General features: G+C 71.9%; 17 protein-coding genes, 1 tRNA gene and 1 pseudogene (1 of these 19 only partly in view). 7 read left to right on the top strand and 12 right to left on the bottom strand.

What is annotated here, in order from left to right; translation table 11 throughout:
- Nucleotides 1-17: 17 nt before the first annotated feature.
- Entirely contained in the window at nt 18-2,243 is a 2,226-nt protein-coding gene (gene rnr, locus BLW43_RS18860) for a ribonuclease R (protein WP_093255827.1), read from the top strand.
- A gap of 18 nt (nt 2,244-2,261) precedes the next feature.
- Here the strand turns inward: rnr and BLW43_RS18855 are convergent, their stop codons facing one another.
- The 3 genes and pseudogenes from BLW43_RS18855 to istA form a co-directional block, all read right to left on the bottom strand.
- Nucleotides 2,262-2,486, bottom strand: coding sequence for a hypothetical protein (locus BLW43_RS18855; RefSeq protein WP_139284145.1), 225 nt, complete (start codon nt 2,484-2,486; stop codon nt 2,262-2,264).
- Between the two features lie 100 nt (nt 2,487-2,586).
- Nucleotides 2,587-3,381 carry an IS21-like element helper ATPase IstB gene (istB, locus tag BLW43_RS18850; protein ID WP_093255824.1) on the bottom strand — a complete coding sequence of 265 codons (795 nt, stop codon included), beginning with the start codon at nt 3,379-3,381 and terminating at the stop codon, nt 2,587-2,589.
- A pseudogene (gene istA, locus BLW43_RS18845) lies at nt 3,371-4,921 on the bottom strand (IS21 family transposase). The gene istB and the pseudogene istA overlap by 11 nt, the downstream one beginning before the upstream one ends.
- Nucleotides 4,922-4,953: 32 nt before the next feature.
- Here istA and BLW43_RS18840 point away from each other — a divergent pair.
- Nucleotides 4,954-5,142 (top strand): hypothetical protein, encoded by a 189-nt coding sequence (locus BLW43_RS18840; protein WP_093255823.1) that lies wholly within the window; start codon nt 4,954-4,956, stop codon nt 5,140-5,142.
- Between the two features lie 31 nt (nt 5,143-5,173).
- Here the strand turns inward: BLW43_RS18840 and moaE are convergent, their stop codons facing one another.
- The 5 genes from moaE to BLW43_RS18815 all read right to left on the bottom strand — a co-directional run bounded on the left by moaE (nt 5,174) and on the right by BLW43_RS18815 (nt 7,822).
- The gene (gene moaE / locus BLW43_RS18835; protein WP_245731129.1) at nt 5,174-5,659 is read right to left on the bottom strand and encodes a molybdopterin synthase catalytic subunit MoaE; all 486 of its coding nucleotides are present in this window, start codon (nt 5,657-5,659) and stop codon (nt 5,174-5,176) included.
- Nucleotide 5,660: 1 nt separating this feature from the next.
- Nucleotides 5,661-5,906 (bottom strand): molybdopterin converting factor subunit 1, encoded by a 246-nt coding sequence (moaD, locus tag BLW43_RS18830; RefSeq protein WP_093255821.1) that lies wholly within the window; start codon nt 5,904-5,906, stop codon nt 5,661-5,663.
- A gap of 4 nt (nt 5,907-5,910) precedes the next feature.
- Complete coding sequence (pgsA, locus tag BLW43_RS18825) at nt 5,911-6,483, bottom strand: CDP-diacylglycerol--glycerol-3-phosphate 3-phosphatidyltransferase (protein ID WP_093255820.1); 573 nt, start codon at nt 6,481-6,483, stop codon at nt 5,911-5,913.
- Nucleotides 6,484-6,577: 94 nt separating this feature from the next.
- Nucleotides 6,578-7,510 (bottom strand): alpha/beta fold hydrolase, encoded by a 933-nt coding sequence (locus BLW43_RS18820; protein WP_093255818.1) that lies wholly within the window; start codon nt 7,508-7,510, stop codon nt 6,578-6,580.
- 18 nt (nt 7,511-7,528) lie between these two features.
- Nucleotides 7,529-7,822: an SCP2 sterol-binding domain-containing protein gene (locus BLW43_RS18815; RefSeq protein WP_093255817.1), complete on the bottom strand. Its 294-nt coding sequence runs from the start codon at nt 7,820-7,822 to the stop codon at nt 7,529-7,531.
- 202 nt (nt 7,823-8,024) lie between these two features.
- Between BLW43_RS18815 and BLW43_RS18810 the strand changes: the two genes are divergently transcribed.
- The 5 genes from BLW43_RS18810 (at nt 8,025) to BLW43_RS18790 (ending at nt 13,907) form a co-directional block, all read left to right on the top strand.
- Nucleotides 8,025-8,708, top strand: coding sequence for a tetratricopeptide repeat protein (locus BLW43_RS18810; protein ID WP_093255815.1), 684 nt, complete (start codon nt 8,025-8,027; stop codon nt 8,706-8,708).
- A gap of 129 nt (nt 8,709-8,837) precedes the next feature.
- Nucleotides 8,838-12,254, top strand: coding sequence for a helicase-related protein (locus BLW43_RS18805; RefSeq protein ID WP_175479002.1), 3,417 nt, complete (start codon nt 8,838-8,840; stop codon nt 12,252-12,254).
- A 10-nt stretch (nt 12,255-12,264) separates the two neighbouring features.
- A complete protein-coding gene (locus BLW43_RS18800; protein WP_093255814.1) occupies nt 12,265-12,645 on the top strand; it encodes an RNA-binding S4 domain-containing protein in 381 nt (126 codons plus the stop codon).
- 73 nt (nt 12,646-12,718) lie between these two features.
- The gene (fdxA, locus tag BLW43_RS18795) at nt 12,719-13,057 is read left to right on the top strand and encodes a ferredoxin FdxA (RefSeq protein ID WP_093255812.1); all 339 of its coding nucleotides are present in this window, start codon (nt 12,719-12,721) and stop codon (nt 13,055-13,057) included.
- Nucleotides 13,058-13,385: 328 nt separating this feature from the next.
- Nucleotides 13,386-13,907, top strand: coding sequence for a CarD family transcriptional regulator (locus BLW43_RS18790; protein WP_093255811.1), 522 nt, complete (start codon nt 13,386-13,388; stop codon nt 13,905-13,907).
- Nucleotides 13,908-14,253: 346 nt separating this feature from the next.
- Here BLW43_RS18790 and BLW43_RS18785 read toward each other — a convergent pair.
- From BLW43_RS18785 to BLW43_RS18770, 4 genes are all read right to left on the bottom strand, one after another.
- Nucleotides 14,254-14,329 (bottom strand) — tRNA-Val (locus BLW43_RS18785).
- A 48-nt stretch (nt 14,330-14,377) separates the two neighbouring features.
- A complete protein-coding gene (locus BLW43_RS18780) occupies nt 14,378-15,004 on the bottom strand; it encodes a hypothetical protein (protein ID WP_093255809.1) in 627 nt (208 codons plus the stop codon).
- Nucleotides 15,001-15,372 carry a Grx4 family monothiol glutaredoxin gene (gene grxD / locus BLW43_RS18775; protein ID WP_093255808.1) on the bottom strand — a complete coding sequence of 124 codons (372 nt, stop codon included), beginning with the start codon at nt 15,370-15,372 and terminating at the stop codon, nt 15,001-15,003. Before grxD ends, BLW43_RS18780 begins: the two co-directional genes overlap by 4 nt.
- 76 nt (nt 15,373-15,448) lie before the next feature.
- A protein-coding gene (locus BLW43_RS18770; protein ID WP_093255806.1) for a BolA family protein crosses the window boundary here: on the bottom strand, nt 15,449-15,483 show its final stretch. The gene runs 199 nt beyond the window's last position; the window shows 35 of its 234 coding nt (coding positions 200-234); the start codon falls outside the window, past its right edge — the gene reads right to left on this strand; its stop codon occupies nt 15,449-15,451.

Below are 15,483 nucleotides of genomic sequence, written 5' to 3'. Positions count from 1 at the left end.
CGTGCTACCTCCCCGCCATGACATTACCCGACAAGCAGGCGGTGCTCGCCTTCATCCGCGAGAACCCGAGGAACAACACCAAGCGCGACATCGCGCGCGCCTTCGCGCTGAAGGGTGCGGACAGGGTGGCGCTGAAGCGCCTTCTGGCCGAGCTGACCGAGGAGGGGCACATCGAGCGCGGCGCGCGGCGCTATTCGCCGCCCGGACACCTGCCGCCCGTGACGGTGCTCGTCGGCGACCGGCTGACGCCCGAGGGCGAGCTGATGGCGCGGCCGCAGGGCTGGCAGGGCGAGAGCGACCCGCCGCAGGTGCTCTACCTCCACCGCCCCGGCGAGCCCGCGCTCGGCCCCGGCGACCGCTTCCTCGCCAAGCTGACGCCGAGCGGCGAGGACGGCGGCGTGATCTATCACGCAAGGCTGATCCGCAAGCTGCAGGCGGCCGCGCCGCGCGCGCTCGGCGTCTTCCGCATGACCGACGGCGGCGGGCGCATCCTGCCGCTGGAGAAGGGCGCCGACGAGATGCGCGTGGAGCCGAACGATCTCGGCGGCGCGCAGGACGGCGAGCTGGTGGAGGTCGAGGCCGCCGGCTCGCCGCGGCTCGGCCTGCGCCGGGTGCGGATCATAGCGCGGTTGGGCGACCCGGGCGCCCCGCGCGCCGTCTCGCTGATCGCCATCCATCAGCACGGCCTGCCGACGGCGTTCTCCGACGAAGCGCTGGCGGAGGCCGAGAAGGCGAAGGCCGCGCCGATCCGGGGCCGCGAGGATCTGCGCGCCCTGCCGCTGCTCACCATCGACCCCGCCGACGCGCGCGACCATGACGACGCGGTGTGCGCGGTGGAGGAGGCCGACGGCGGCTTCACCGTCTGGGTCGCAATCGCCGACGTCGCCTTCTATGTGCGGCCCGGCTCGGCGCTCGACCGCGACGCCCGCGAGCGCGGCAACTCCGCCTATTTTCCCGACCGCGTGGTGCCGATGCTGCCCGAGCGGCTGTCGGCGGAGCTGTGCTCGCTGCATGAGGGCGTCGACCGCCCGGTGATCGCGGTCGCGATGCGGCTGGGCGCCGACGGGCGGCGCGTCTCGCACCATTTCGTGCGCGGCATGATGCGCTCGGCGGCCTCGCTGACCTACGAGCAGGCGCAGCGCATCGCCGACGGCGAGGGGCACCCGCTCGGCGGCGCGGTGCGGGCGCTTTTCGCCGCCTACGCCTGCGCCGCGAAGGCGAGAGACGCCCGCGCGCCGCTGGACCTCGACCTGCCCGAGCGGCGGGTGGAGCTGAGCCCCGAGGGCCAGGTGACGGCGGTGCGGTTCCGCGAGCGGCTTGAGGCGCACCGGCTGATCGAGGAGTTCATGGTGCAGGCCAACGTCTGCGCCGCCGAGACGCTGGAACACAAGCGCCGCCAGCTCGTCTACCGCGTCCACGAGGAGCCGGCGGCGGAGAAGATGGAGGCGCTGCGCGAGCAGGTCGAGACGGTCGGTCTGACGCTGGCCAAGGGCCAGGTGCTCCAGACCCGCCACCTCAACCGGCTGCTGCGCGAGGCGCGCGAGAGCGAGTTCGCGGAACTGGTGAACTACGCGGTGCTGCGCGCGCAGACGCAGGCCTACTACGCGCCGCAGAACTTCGGCCATTTCGGCCTCGCGCTGAAGTCCTACGCGCATTTCACCTCGCCGATCCGCCGCTACGCCGACCTTCTGGTGCATCGCGCGCTGATCGCGGGCCATCGCTGGGGCGTGGGCGGGCAGACGCCCGAGGAGGTCGAAGCGCTGGCGGAGACCGCCCAGCACATCAGCCGCACCGAGCGCCGCGCCATGGAGGCCGAGCGCGACACGACCGACCGCTACCTCGCCGCCTATCTCGCCGAGCAGGAGGGCGCGGAGTTCGCGGGGCGCGTCTCCGGCGTGGCGCGGTTCGGGCTCTTCGTGAAGCTCGACGACACCGGCGCCGACGGGCTGGTGCCGATCTCGACAATCGGCCACGACTACTGGCGCCACGACGCGGACAGCCAGACGCTGACGGGCGAGCGCAGCGGCAAGGTCATCGCGCCGGGGATGCGCGCGCGGGTGCGGCTGGTCGAGGCCGACCCCGTCGCCGGCGGCCTGCGCTTCGAGCTGCTGGAGGTGGACGGCGCCGGGCGGCTTCCCTCGCCCAAGCGCGGCAAGGGCGGGATGAACCCGCAGCGCAAGCTCGGCCGCGCCAAGCTCGCCGCAGCCAAGGCCAGACGGAAGACGAAGCGCGCGCGGGCCTAGGGCCGCGCGCGCGACGGGTCAGGCGGCGGCGGCCGTGGCGCCGGCCTCGGCCTGCTCAAGCTGGCGCGAGTATTTCAGCACCATCATCGGCGTCCAGACCCCGCGATAGAGCGCGCCGATACCCGTCTTCGGCGTCTGGTAGTAGGCGTGCAGCGAGAAGTTGTGCTTGATCCCGGTGGCGGCCAGCAGCGCCTTCGCGACGATGTAGGAGCAGTTCACCCTGAAGAAGCTGTAGCTCGGCACATTGGCCTGCAACTCGTTGATGTAGGCTGTTGATTTCCACGCGGAACTGCCCCGGGATTTCCATTGAGAAGTGACCCGGCTGGATATTGCTCCTCGCGGTTCAGGCGGGTGTCAAGGTGGCTGCGGCCTCCTTCTTTTTCCGGGTGGCGGCAGCGGTGCTCGCCTTGAAGCGGAAGCTGTCGTTTCCGGTCTCGAGGATGTGGCAGCGGTGAGTGAGGCGGTCGAGGAGCGCGGTGGTCATCTTGGGGTCCCCGAAGACCGTGGCCCATTCGCTGAAGCTGAGATTGGTGGTGATGATCACGCTGGTCCGCTCGTAGAGCTTGCTCAGGAGATGGAAGAGCAGCGCGCCGCCCGAGGCGCTGAACGGCAGGTAGCCCAGCTCATCCAGGACCACGAGGTCGAGGCGGATCATGCCTTCAGCGATCTGGCCGGTCTTTCCCCGGGTCTTTTCCTGCTCGAGGGCGTTGACGAGTTCGATGGTCGAGAAGAAGCGGACCTTGCGGCGATGGTGCTCGATGAGCTGGACGCCGATGGCGGTGGCCACGTGCGTCTTGCCGGTGCCGGGTCCGCCGATCAGCACGACGTTCTCGGCAGCGTCGAGGAAGCTGCCCTTGTGGAGCTGGCGCACCGTGGCCTCATTGATCTCGCTGGCGGCGAAATCGAAGCCGGTGAGGTCCTTGTAGGCCGGGAAGCGCGCCGCCTTCATGTGATAGGCGATGGAGCGGACCTCGCGTTCGGCGAGCTCGGCCTTGAGCAGCTGGGACAGCATCGGCACGGCGGCCTCAAAGGCCGGCGCGCCCTGCTCCATCAGCTCAGTGACCGCGTGGGCCATGCCGTGCATCTTGAGGCTGCGGAGCATGATCACGATGGCGCCGCTGGCGGGGTCATGACGCATGGCGACCTCCGGCCGTCCGGGCCCGCAGGGCGTCGTAGCGCCCGACGTCGGCCTTGGGCTCGCGGCGCAGGGCCAGCGCCTGGGGCGTGTCGATGTCCGGGCCGGCGGCCGCCTTTCCATCCACCAGACGATGGAGGATGTTCAGCACATGGGTTTTGGTCGCCACCCCCTCGGCGAGCGCCAGCTCCACCGCGGTCAGCACCGCCTCCTCGTCGTGGTGCAGCACCAGCGCCAGGACGTCGACCATCTCGCGATCGCCGCCGATACGGCGCAGCATCAGGGTCTGCAGCCGCCTGAAGCCGTCGGGCAGCTCGGCGAAAGGTGCGCCGTTGCGCAAGGCGCCGGGCTTGCGCTGGATGACCGCCAGATAGTGCCGCCAGTCATAGAAGGTTCGCGGCGGGAGGTGATGTGACCGCTGGATGATGCGCTGGTGCTCACACAGGACCTGCCCCTCGGCCACCACCACAAGCCGATCGGGGTAGATGTGCAGGCTGACAGGCCGGTTGGCGAAGGACGCCGGCACGCTGTAGCGACTGCGTTCGAAGGTGATCAGGCAGGTGGGCGACACCCGCTTGGGCATCTCGACGAAACCGTCGAAGGCGGGCGGCAGGGGCATCAGCGCCGCCCGCTCCGCAGCCCAGACATCGGCGATGGCGCCGGGCTGGGCGCCGTGCTCGGTCTCCCGCCACAGCGCGATGCAGCGCTCTTCCAGCCAGGCGTTCAGGGCGTCGAGGTCGGGGAAGGCCGGCATCTGCCGCCACAGCCGCGGCCGGGCGTCCTGCACCCCCTTCTCGACCTGGCCCTTCTCCCAGCCCGAGGCCGGGTTACAGAAGGTCGGCTCGAACACATAGTGGTTCGCCATGGCGAGGAACCGGGCGTTGACCTGGCGCTCCTTGCCGCGGCCGACCCGGTCCACCGCCGTGCGCGATCGTCGGGCGATTGATCCGCAGGATCAATCGCTGATCCTCCTCACTGTCGTAGATCCCCCGGGCCGGGACGCCGCCGAGAACGCGGAACCCGCGCCAGTGGGCGTCGAACAGCATCTCGTGGGTCTGAAGCAGATAGGCCCGCGAGCCACGAAGGCCCGGCTGTGCGACAGCTTCATGTGGGCCACCTGGAGCTTGGTGCGCTCGCCGCCGATGATCACGAAATCCTCGCTCCAGTCGAATTGGAACGCCTCGCCCGGCCGGAACAGCAGCGGCACGAAGATGCCACGGCCCGCCGTCTGCTCCTCGCGCTGGCGCCCGGCGCGCCATTCGCGGGCGAACGCCGACACCCGGCCATAGGAGCCGGTGAAGCCGAGCGCGACCAGATCGGCATGCAGCTGCTTCGCCGTCCGGCGCTGCTTGCGGCCCTTGGCGGCCTCCGTCTTCAGCCAGCTGGCCAGCTTCTCGGCGAAAGGGTCCAGCTTGCTCGGGCGCTCCGGTGTCGCGAACTTCGGCTCGACCGCGCCGGACTTCAGGTACTTCCGGATCGTGTTGCGCGACAGGCCCGTCCGCCGGGCGATCTCGCGTATCGGCGGCTGCTCCCGCAGCGCCATGCGTCGGATGACGTTCTGATCCCGGAGGCCCCATGACCGACGCAATTGCTTTCGCCCTGATCACGCTTCTGATCGCGCAACACCCTGAGCGTCCTCCCGAGCAGGCCCTCGCGCCCGCGGTAGAGCGCCCGTCGGCCTCCGCCCCCGCCGACGCGGCCGGGGACGATGAGGCCGCGCCGGCGCTGCGCGTCGCCCTCGCCGGGACGACGTCGACCGAATGAGCCCCGCCTGCGGCTGGGCGCCCGCGGCGGCTCAGCCCCAGCGTGCGGCTGCGGCGTCGTCGGTCTCGCGCGCATCGACCCAGCGCGCGCCCTCGGCGGTCTCCTCCTTCTTCCAGAAGGGCGCCCTGGTCTTGAGGTAGTCCATCAGGAATGCGGCGGCGTCGAAGGCCGCCTGCCGGTGGCGGCTCGCGGTTGCGACCAGCACGATCTCGTCGCCCGGCGCCAGCCGTCCGACGCGGTGGATCACCGTGCAGCCCGCCACCGGCCAGCGCGCGCAGGCCTCCGCCGCGATCTCGCGGAGCGCCTTCTCGGTCATGCCCGGATAGTGCTCGAGCGTCATCGCCGAGCCCTCGGGCCCGCCCATGTCGCGCACCAGCCCGGTAAAGGTGACGACCGCGCCGACGTCGCCGCGGCCCGCGCTCAGCGCGCGCGCCTCCGCGGCGAGATCGAAAGGCGCCTCCTGCACGCATACTTTCGCCGAAACGTTCATCGCGGCGCCGGCGGTCGAGCTGGTCATCTCAGCCCCCCGTGACGGGCGGGAAGAACGCCACCTCGCGGGCGCCGGCCAGCGGCGCGGCGAGGTCGGTCGTCTCCTGGTCCACGGCGACGCGCACGGCGCGCATGTCCGCGAAGGCCGCGGCGTAGCGCGGCTCGCGGGCGCGCAGCTCCTCCACCAGATCGGCGACCGTCGCGGCCCCGGTCTCGATCTCCTCCGCGCCGAGGCCGACGCGCTCCCGCAGCCACGCGAAATACATCACCCTCATCGCATCACTCCTCGCGCTGATCGACCTTCCTCAGATGGTCGAGGCTGCGCGAAAAGTAATCCCACCCGGTCAGCGCCGTCAAAAACGCCGCAATCCACAGCAGCGCGGCGCCGGCGACCTGGAGCGCGTCCGCCGCCGCGCCGGCCGCGCCGGCCCCGAGCAGCAGCGCGATGGCGGTCATCTGCGCGGCGGTCTTGAGCTTGGCGGCCTTCGTCACGGGCAGCGCCAGCGCGCCGGCGAGGTGCTCGCGCAGGCCAGCCACCGCCGTCTCCCGCAGGACGATCACCGCCGCCGGCGCCGCGACGCTCCAGTGCAGGGCGTAGGCGCCGCAGAGCGCGGCCAGCGCGATGGCGACGATGGCCTTGTCGGCGATGGGGTCGAGCATCCGGCCGAGCGCGGAGAACTGCCCCCACGCCCGCGCCAGCGCGCCGTCCAGCCAGTCGGTCAGCGCCGCGAGCACGAAGATCGCGCAGGCCGCGGCGTCGGCGGCCGGGCGCGGCAGAAGCGCGAAGGCCAGCAGCACGAAGGGCGCGGCGATCAGCCGGCCAAGCGTCAGGATGTTCGGGATGGTCCACATCGCGGGGCTTCCTCGGCGGAGGTCGTCGCCGGGCGCTAGCACGCCTGCGCGCCGCGCGACAGGGCGGGGAGAGGGCGCTGCGCGGCGGGCGCCCTCAGAGCCTCTGCCCGGCGAGAAATCCGTCGACGGCGGCCCAGGCCGCCGCCTGGCGCTCGGGCGTTTCGAGAAAAAGCTCATGGCGCCCGCCGGGGATCGTCTCCAGCCGCATGCCGTCGCGCGCCGCGCGGGCGGCCATCGCCTTGGGCGACGTCACCGCCTCCCCGCCGCCGACGAGCACCAGCGACGGGACCGGGCAGGCGACGCGCTCGAGCGCCCGCATCTCCCGGAACGCCGCGCGCAGCCAGCCATAGGTCGGGCCGCCGAGCGCGAGGTCGGGGTTGGCGCGGGTGAGCGCGGCGAGCGCCTCGGCCTGCGCGGGGTCGGCGGTGAGCACGTTGGGGTCGGGATCGGTCTCGGCGTAGCTCGCCGGCCCGCCGCCGGGGCCGTAGCGCTCGGCGCAACGCAGCCGCGCGGCGACGAAGACGACCGCCTTGGCGACCGCGCGGGCGGGGCGGCTGAGAGCGAGGCCCCACATGGGCGCGGAGAACACCGCCGCCGCCGGCGCCAGCCGACCCTCGACAAAGGCGCGCAGGGCGATCGCGCCGCCCATGGAGTGGGCCAGCGCGAGGCGCGGCGGCCCGGCCCCGGCGTCCGCCGTCGCGGCGAGCAGCGCGTCGAGGTCGGCCTGATACTCCGTGAAGCCGCCCACATGCCCCTTGCGCGGGTCCGCGAGCGGGCGCTGCGAGCCGCCCTGCCCGCGCCAGTCGATCGTGGCGACCGAGAAACCCCGCGACTTCAGCGCCTGCGCGACCTGGGCGTACTTCTCGGCGAATTCGGTGCGGCCCTGCAGCAGCAGCGCGCAGCCGCGGCCGCCGCCCTCCAGCATCGCCGCGCGCAGCCGCGTCCCATCGGCCGCCGTCAGCTCCACGGCGCGTGAGCCGGGGCCGAGCGGAGCCGCGCGCGTCGGGATCTCCGGCGAGAGCGTCACGCGAGCCGCGCCTGTCGATCAGCCGAGCAGGCTTGCCGTCTTCATCGCCATGCCCATGTCGCCGTCGATCTTGATCCGGCCGGTCATGAAGGCGGCGGTGGGGCTGAGGTCGCCGTCGAACATCGCCTTGAACGTGTCCAGATCGGCGCTGATGGTGCAGTCGGCCTCCGAGCCGTCGTCCAGCCGCGCGCCCTGCTGGTCGATGCGCAGCGCCCCGAGCTCGGTGAAGTCGAACCTGATTGCGCCGTCGATCGTGCGGTCGCCGACCTTTTCCTGAAGCGCCTCGAGCGCCTGCGCCAGTGCGTCCTGCATCCCAGCCTCCCACGGCGCCAGGCGCCACCATCTCCCGGGCGCGCAGCGCCCGCCACCATCTCCCGCGAGCGAAGCGCCCGCCATCCCGCAAGTCGAACCTTCGCCGTTCGGCCGCGCGCGTCGGGGGCGACGCGTCAGGGTTGCCGAAGGCGCGGCCCCGCCCCACACTGATGAGGCGTAACCCGGCGTATCGGAGGTGGCAATGACGAGATCGGTCGCGATCGCCCCTGTCCTGGAGGCTGTCATCCGCGCGCTGCGCCTGTGCGGCGTCGCAGCCGCGCTCTGCTTCTCCGGCGTCGCCGCGGCGCAGCAGCCCGAGCCGCGCCCCGGTCCCGAAGCCGGGGAGGACGCGCGGGCGGAGGGCGCCGAGACCACGCAGCCGAGCGGCGAACCAGGGCCGCAGACGATCGAGGAGCGTCTCGACGCGCTGTTCACGCAGTTGCGCGACAGCGAGGGGCCGAAGGCGGCGGGCGCCGCTCACGGCATCCAGAATCTCTGGTCGCAGTCGGGTTCCGACAGCATGGACTTTCTGCTCGGACGGGGCCGCGAGGCGCTCGACGCGGAGGATTACGACAAGGCGGTGGAGCACTTCACCGCCCTCGTGACCCTCGACCCCGACTTCGCCGAGGGCTGGAACATGCGCGCGACCGCGTATTTCCTGAACGACGAGCTGTGGCTCTCCATGGCCGACATCCAGCGCACGCTTGCGCTGGAGCCGCGTCATTTCGGGGCGCTCTCGGGCATGGCGGCGATCTTCTCGCGCATCGGGGCGGAAGACGCGGCGCTGGCCGCCGCGCGCGCCGCTCTGGCGGTGAACCCGCACCTTGAGCAGGCGCGGGAGCTGGAGAAGACCCTTGCGCCGAAGGTGGACGGGCGCGACATCTGACGCGCGGGAACCGGCGCGGCGGCGGCGTCCTTCCCATCGATCCCGGCCCGCCGCGCCCGGATCGGCTCCGTCCTTCACAAAGCCCGCCGGCCGCGCCCTGCGGCTGGCCCCGACAAGGGCCAGACCCCGATGACCCTGCACACCGATCTCTCCGACGCCCGCGCGGCCGCGCGCGACGCGACGGTGACGGCCGTGCTCGGGCCGACCAACACCGGCAAGACGCACTACGCCATCGAGCGGATGCTGGCGCACCGCTCCGGCGTGTTCGGCTTCCCGCTGCGGCTGCTGGCGCGCGAGGTCTATGATCGGGTGGTGGCGCTGCGCGGCCCCCGTTGCGCCGCGCTGATCACCGGCGAGGAGAAGATCGCCCCGCCCGACGCGCAGTATGTGCTCTGCACCGTCGAGGCGATGCCGCTCGACTGGGGGGCGGAGTTCGTGGCGGTCGACGAGATCCAGCTCTGCGCCGATCTCGACCGCGGCCACGTCTTCACCGACCGGCTGCTGCGCGCCCGCGGCAGCCACGAGACGCTGTTTCTCGGCTCCGACACCATGCGCGGGCGCATCCAGGCGCTGATCCCCAAGGCCCGATTCGTCTCGCGGCCCCGTTTCTCGACGTTGAGCTACGCCGGCTCGAAGAAGGTCTCGCGGCTGCCCCCGCGCTCGGCGGTCGTCGGCTTCTCGGTGGAGAACGTCTACGCCATCGCCGAGCTGCTGCGCCGGCAGAAGGGCGGCGCGGCGGTGGTGATGGGCGCGCTCTCGCCCCGCACCCGCAACGCGCAGGTGGCGCTCTACCAGAACGGCGACGTGGAGCATCTGGTGGCGACGGACGCCATCGGCATGGGCCTCAACCTCGACCTGCGCCATGTCGCCTTCGCGGGGGTGTCGAAGTTCGACGGCCGCCGCCACCGGCGGCTGGAGCCGCACGAGCTGGGCCAGATCGCGGGCCGCGCCGGCCGTCACGTCACCGACGGCGCCTTCGGCGTGACCGGCGAGGCGCGGCCGCTCGACGAGGACGTGGTCGAGCGCATCGTCGAACACCGCTACGACCCTGCGCCAAAACTGCAATGGCGCTCCTCCCGGCTGGAGTTCGGCACGGTGGAGGCGTTGCTGCGCAGCCTCGAGGCCCCGCCGAAGCACGCCGATCTGATCCGCGCGCGCGAGGCCGACGACGTGGCGTCGCTGCGGCTGCTGCACGGCGACGAGGACGTGCGCGACGCCGCGCGCGGCGGGCCGCAGGTCCGGCTGCTGTGGGACGTCTGCCAGACGCCCGACTTCCGCAAGACCTCGCCGACCGAACACGTCGCGCTTCTGTCGCGCATTTATCGGTTCCTGCTCAGCGACGCCGGCGCTATACCGTGCGACTGGATCGAGGCGCAGGTTGCGCGGCTCGACCGCACCGACGGAGACATCGACGCCCTTTCGAAGCGGCTGGCCCATGTCCGGACATGGACCTACGTCGCCAACCGGGGCAAATGGCTTGACGACCCGGCCGGCTGGCGGGAACGGACGCGCGGTCTCGAGGACCGGCTCTCCGACGCCCTCCACGAGCGCCTGACGCAGCGTTTCGTAGACCGGCGCACGAGCGTGCTCATGCGCCGGCTCAAGCAGAAGGAGAGGCTCGTGGCTGAAGTCGGCGACACGGGCGAGGTGACGGTCGAGGGCATCCATGTCGGGCGGCTGGAGGGATTCCGCTTCCGCCCCGACGAGGAAGGCGGCGCCGAAGGCCTCAAGACGCTGAAATCCGCCTCGCTGCAGGCGCTGCAATCGCATTTCAGCCACCGCGCGGACCGCTTCTACAACGCGCCCGACACCGAGATCGACGTCACCGACCAGGGCGGCCTGATGTGGGGGACGGACGCGGTGGGCCGGCTGGAGCCGGGCGCCGACCAGCTCTCGCCGCAGGTCCGCGCCTTCGTCGACGACAGCTGCGACCCCGCCATCGGCGAGAAGGTGGCGCGGCGGCTGGGCCATTGGGTCGAGCGGCGGGTGAAGGCGCTGTTCGAGCCGCTGCTCGGCCTGCGCGACGACCCCGCGATGACCGGCCTTGCGCGCGGCGTGGGGTTCCAGCTCGTCGAAGGGCTCGGGGTGCTCCAGCGTCGGGCGGTCGCCGAGGACGTGAAGGCGCTCGACCAGGAGGGCCGCGCGCTGCTTCGCAAGCACGGGGTGCGCTTCGGCCAGCACCACGTCTTCATGCCCGCGCTGCTGAAGCCGGCGCCGACGCGGTTCCGCCTGCTGCTCTGGGCGCTGCACGCGAAGATGGACGATTTTCCCAGCGCGCCGCCGCCGGGGCTGGTGACGATCCCGGCCCAGCCAGGGGCGCCGGAAGGATTCTATGTGCGCGCCGGCTATCGGCTGGCGGGGCCGCGGGCGCTCCGGATCGACATGCTGGAGCGGCTCGCCGACATGGTGCGTCAGAAGGACGTGCGCGCCGGCTTCGAGGCGACGCCGGAGATGCTGTCGATCACCGGCTGCACGCTGGAGCAGTTCGCCGAACTGATGGGCGGGCTCGGCTACGCCGCCGAGCGCGGCGAACGGCCCAAGGCGACCCGCGTCGCCGCCGCCGCGGCGGAGAAGCCGTCTCCCGAAGCCGTCGCGCCTGAGCAGGCCGGGCCCGCCGAGGCCGCCGCCGAGGCCGATGCGCCTGCGCCGGTCGGGGCCCTTGACGGGGCGCCGGAGGCCGCTTCGGGCGAGAGTGCGCCGGCGGAAGCGGCGCCGACGATTGCGGAGCCCGTGGCGACCCCGGAAGCAGCGGCGTCGGAAGCAACGGCCCCGGAAGCGGCGGCGTCGGAAGCGGCGGCCCCGGAAGCGGCGGCGTCGGAAGCGGCGGCTTCGGACGCCGGCGGCGAAGCGCCCCCGGAAGCCGGCGATGCGGCGCCGGAGCCCGCCGCGCCGGTCGAGACGGGCGCCGACGACGCCGCGGCGACGACGACGCGGGAAGAGGAAGCGGCGGTCGGCGAGCAGGCCGCGCCGGCGGAGCTGGAAGTGTTCTACACCTTCACCCTCGCGCCCCGACGCGGACCCCGCGACCGTCCCGCGGGTCAGGGGCGGCGGGACCGCGGCGGCGACGGCGCCGAAGGACGCGGCCCCCGTCGCGGCGGCCAGCGGCGCGGCGCGCCCGGCCAGAATGACCAGGGCGCCCCGGACGCCGGACGCGCCGAGGCGGCGCCGACGAGCACGGCCGCGCCGGGGGGCGCTCCCGGGGGCGCTCCCGTGGCCGCCGCCGGCGCCGCGGCAGGGGACGCCCCCCGGCTTGACGCCGGCCACGGCGGCGCCTCGCCGTCGGGGGACGCGCGCCCCCCCCGCGACGGCCCGCCCCGCGACGGCCAGCGCCACGGCGGCAAGCCCGAGGGTGGCAAGGGCTTCGGCGGCGGCAAGCAGCGCGGCGGCAAGCCGGGCTTCGACGGCAAGGGCGGCGGCAAGGGCGCCCCCAAGCCGCGCCGCGACGAGGGCCCGCGCGTGCTGAGCGCAGGGCCCGACAAGGACCGGCGCACCGCCGACGCCGACAGCCCCTTCGCCATTCTCAAGCAGCTGCGCGACAAGCTGTGAGCGCGTCCGCGTGAGCGGAGGCGGGGAGGCGGACGTCAGGGCCGACAAGTGGCTTTGGCGCGCGCGTTTCTTCAAGACCCGCAGCCTCGCCGCGAAAGCCGTGAGCGAGGGGCTGAGGATCAACTGCCGGCGCACCGACAAGCCCGGCGCGTCGGTCAGGCCGGGCGACGTGCTGACCTTCGGCCAGGGGCCGCATGTGCGCGTCATCGAGATCGTCGCGCTCGGCGAGCGTCGTGGCCCGGCGCCGGAGGCCCAGGCGCTCTACGCCGACCTGAGCCCGCCGCCGCAAACGGCGGCGCAGGAACCGGAGCCTGGCGCGCCGACACCGGGGCCGCGCCCCGACCGCCGGGCCCGTCGCGAGGGCGCCGCCGCGCGACGCGGCGCCCCTTGAAGGGCTCGACGCCGCTTTCTAAAAGGCAGGCCGAGCGGCTCGACGCCTCGCGCGTGAAAGCAGGGACTGACGCATGACCTATGTGGTGACGGACAATTGCATCAAGTGCAAATATCTCGACTGCGTGGAGGTGTGTCCGGTGGACTGTTTCTACGAAGGCGAGAACATGCTGGTCATCCATCCCGACGAGTGCATCGACTGCGGGGTGTGCGAGCCCGAGTGCCCGGCTGACGCCATCAAGCCCGACACAGAGCCCGGCCTTGAGAAGTGGCTGGAAATCAACACCAAATACGCGTCTCTCTGGCCGGTGGTCACGGTCAAGCGCGACGCGTTGCCTGACGCCGAGAAGTTCGACGGCGAATCGGGGAAGTTCGAAAAGTATTTCTCCGAGGCGCCGGGGCAGGGCGACTGACGCTGCGGCGCAGCACGCTCGCCGCGCCATAGGGCTCTGATATCTTTAGTATATTGTTTTCGCACGGCGGGCAGGCGTCGCCGCGTCGCCGAAATTGTGGCGAGGCGGTCGAGAATCTGTTATAATCTCAATCCACACGGAATGACGCAGACCGTGTCTGGTCGAGCGACCCTCGCGCAACAGGCTGACGTACACCGTGAGAGACATCTGACTTCGCGCACATCGGCCTATCCCGGCGCCGCCGTCAAGAGGCGCCTGGATATCGTTTTGCGTGTCGCATACTCATCGCCGCTTCGGCGCGCGGCGGTGCAACAGAACAGGAGACGGGATGACCAAGAAACCCTCGCTGAAGCGGCCCGAGTTCCACCCCGACGACTACGTCGTTTATCCGGCGCATGGCGTCGGCAAGATCATCTCGATCGACCGCCAGACCGTCGGCGGGTTCGATCTTGAGATGTTCGTGATCTCGTTCGAAAAAGAGAAGATGACGCTCCGGGTTCCGACCGCGAAGGCGAGCTCCATCGGCATGCGCTCCCTGTCCTCGCCCGACATCGTGCTGAAGGCGCTGGAGACCCTGAAGGGCCGCGCCCGCACCAAGCGCGCCATGTGGTCGCGCCGCGCGCAGGAATACGAGCAGAAGATCAACTCCGGCGACCTGCTGTCCATCGCCGAGGTCGTGCGCGACCTGCACCGTGGCGACGACCAGCCCGAGCAGTCCTATTCCGAGCGCCAGCTCTATGAGGCTGCGCTGGAGCGGCTGACTCGCGAGATCGCCGCGGTCGAGAGCCTCGACGACCCGACCGCCGCCGCGCGCATCGAGACCGCGCTGGTGCGCCGCGCCGCCGCCTGACCGGCGCAGCGCGGGCCGGACATGAGCCGGCGGGGCCCTTGCGGCGCCGCCGGCTTTTTCTCGCCGATCATCGCCCGAACTGGCGCGCCGATCCGCCGATCCGCCGCGGAGGAGGTCCCGCAGCGCCATCGTCGACCGCTGCGCGTCCAGCGCTGCGGCCCCGCGGACCTGTAGCAGGTCGCTGTCGGTTCCGATCGGTCCAGGTTGCGCCGCCGGCCGCGTCGGGGAAAGCCGTCCTTGCAAGAGGCGGGCCGCCTCCTGCCGAAGGATCGGGCGACGCCGACCGCGCGACTGCTTGAGGTCGGGCGGCGCAGGCGCGCCTCGTTCAGGATCGACCGGAGGAGAATGGTGGGCGGTACTGGGCTCGAACCAGTGACCCCAGCGATGTGAACACTGTGCTCTACCAACTGAGCTAACCGCCCGCGACACGGCTGATAGGCGCGGGCGCGACGCCAGTCAAGAGGCGCGCGTCAGGCGCAGAGGCGCGCGGCGAGCGCGCGGGCGTGGGCCGGATCATCGCTTGCCGGCGGCATGTCCTGCGCATAGGCGGCGCCTAGAAGGGATTCGAACCACGGATCCAGAGCGGCGCCGGCGCCGGTCGCGACCACCGGGCTCTCCGCCTGAAACGCCGTGTCCGACCACAGCGCCATGCTCTGCGCCGCCTGCGACAGCGCCAGCAGGGGGAATGGCGCGGCGCGCAAATCCGCATCCCCGCGCAGCAGGGTGATGCAGATGCGGATCGCGCCGGCCTCGTCGAAGCCGAAGATGCGATACTGGTTGGCGCCGGTCGCCTTCAGCACCGAGACGAGCTTCTCGAGATCGGGCACCAGCCGGTCGAGCCCCGGAATGCGGGGCAGTTCGCCCCAGGCGCCGCACATGAAGACGAGACAGTTGCGCCCCAGCTCAGGGTCCGCCTCCACAACCGCGAGCCCGCAGGCGCGCGCCGCCTCCGCCAGCGCCGCCGCGTAGCGCGGCTTCTCGATTTCGCTGAAGCCGAAGAGCGCCGGCGCCAGCGGCCGACCCCAGCGCGCAAAGCGGTAGCCGCCGGAGGAGCGGGAGAACAGCGCCGTGACGCGACCTGCGTCGCCGCCGCTCACGCCTGGGCGTTGGCTTCGCGGATCTTGTCGGCGGCGGTCTTGTCGAACGTCACGCCCTTGTCGGCGAGCAGCTGATCGAGCTCGCCTGAGAGCGTCATCTCCGTGATGATGTCGCAGCCGCCCACGAACTCGCCCTTGACGTAGAGCTGGGGGATGGTCGGCCAGTCGCTGAACGTCTTGACGCCGTCGCGCAGCGCGGCGTCGGCCAGCACGTTCACGTCCTTGAAGTCGATCCCCATGAAAGTGAGGATCTGCGTGACGCGGGACGAGAACCCGCACTGCGGCATTGTCCTCGTGCCCTTCATGAAGAGCACCACGTCGTTGGCGGCGATGTCTGCCTTGATCTGCTCGTGGGCGGCGTCGGTCATGGCGTGTCCTCTCGATGTCTGTTCAGATGCGCTGCTTTAGGGTCGGTACGCCCGGGGCGCGTTCCGGTGCTCGCACTCAGGCCGGAGCGCTGGTGGTCAGCGCCAGGGCGT

Origin of the sequence: Rubrimonas cliftonensis (assembly GCF_900107585.1) — a bacterium.
GTDB lineage: Bacteria > Pseudomonadota > Alphaproteobacteria > Rhodobacterales > Rhodobacteraceae > Rubrimonas > Rubrimonas cliftonensis.
Note: the sequence above shows the minus strand (reverse complement) of the source record. Positions and strands in the feature narration are given on the sequence as shown.

Excerpts from the sequence above, each read along its gene's own strand:
- BLW43_RS18815 (WP_093255817.1), bottom strand. The coding sequence starts at position 7,822 with ATGCAGGACGCACTGGCGCAGGCGCTCGAGGCGCTTCAGGAAAAGGTC.
- grxD (WP_093255808.1), bottom strand. The coding sequence starts at position 15,372 with ATGACCGACGCCGCCCACGAGCAGATCAAGGCAGACATCGCCGCCAAC.
- moaD (WP_093255821.1), bottom strand. The coding sequence starts at position 5,906 with ATGAGGGTGATGTATTTCGCGTGGCTGCGGGAGCGCGTCGGCCTCGGC.
- BLW43_RS18790 (WP_093255811.1), top strand. The coding sequence starts at position 13,386 with ATGACCAAGAAACCCTCGCTGAAGCGGCCCGAGTTCCACCCCGACGAC.
- moaE (WP_245731129.1), bottom strand. The coding sequence starts at position 5,659 with ATGACCAGCTCGACCGCCGGCGCCGCGATGAACGTTTCGGCGAAAGTA.
- rnr (WP_093255827.1), top strand. The coding sequence starts at position 18 with ATGACATTACCCGACAAGCAGGCGGTGCTCGCCTTCATCCGCGAGAAC.
- fdxA (WP_093255812.1), top strand. The coding sequence starts at position 12,719 with ATGACCTATGTGGTGACGGACAATTGCATCAAGTGCAAATATCTCGAC.
- BLW43_RS18840 (WP_093255823.1), top strand. The coding sequence starts at position 4,954 with ATGACCGACGCAATTGCTTTCGCCCTGATCACGCTTCTGATCGCGCAA.
- pgsA (WP_093255820.1), bottom strand. The coding sequence starts at position 6,483 with ATGTGGACCATCCCGAACATCCTGACGCTTGGCCGGCTGATCGCCGCG.
- BLW43_RS18810 (WP_093255815.1), top strand. The coding sequence starts at position 8,025 with ATGACGAGATCGGTCGCGATCGCCCCTGTCCTGGAGGCTGTCATCCGC.
- BLW43_RS18805 (WP_175479002.1), top strand. The coding sequence starts at position 8,838 with ATGACCCTGCACACCGATCTCTCCGACGCCCGCGCGGCCGCGCGCGAC.
- istB (WP_093255824.1), bottom strand. The coding sequence starts at position 3,381 with ATGCGTCATGACCCCGCCAGCGGCGCCATCGTGATCATGCTCCGCAGC.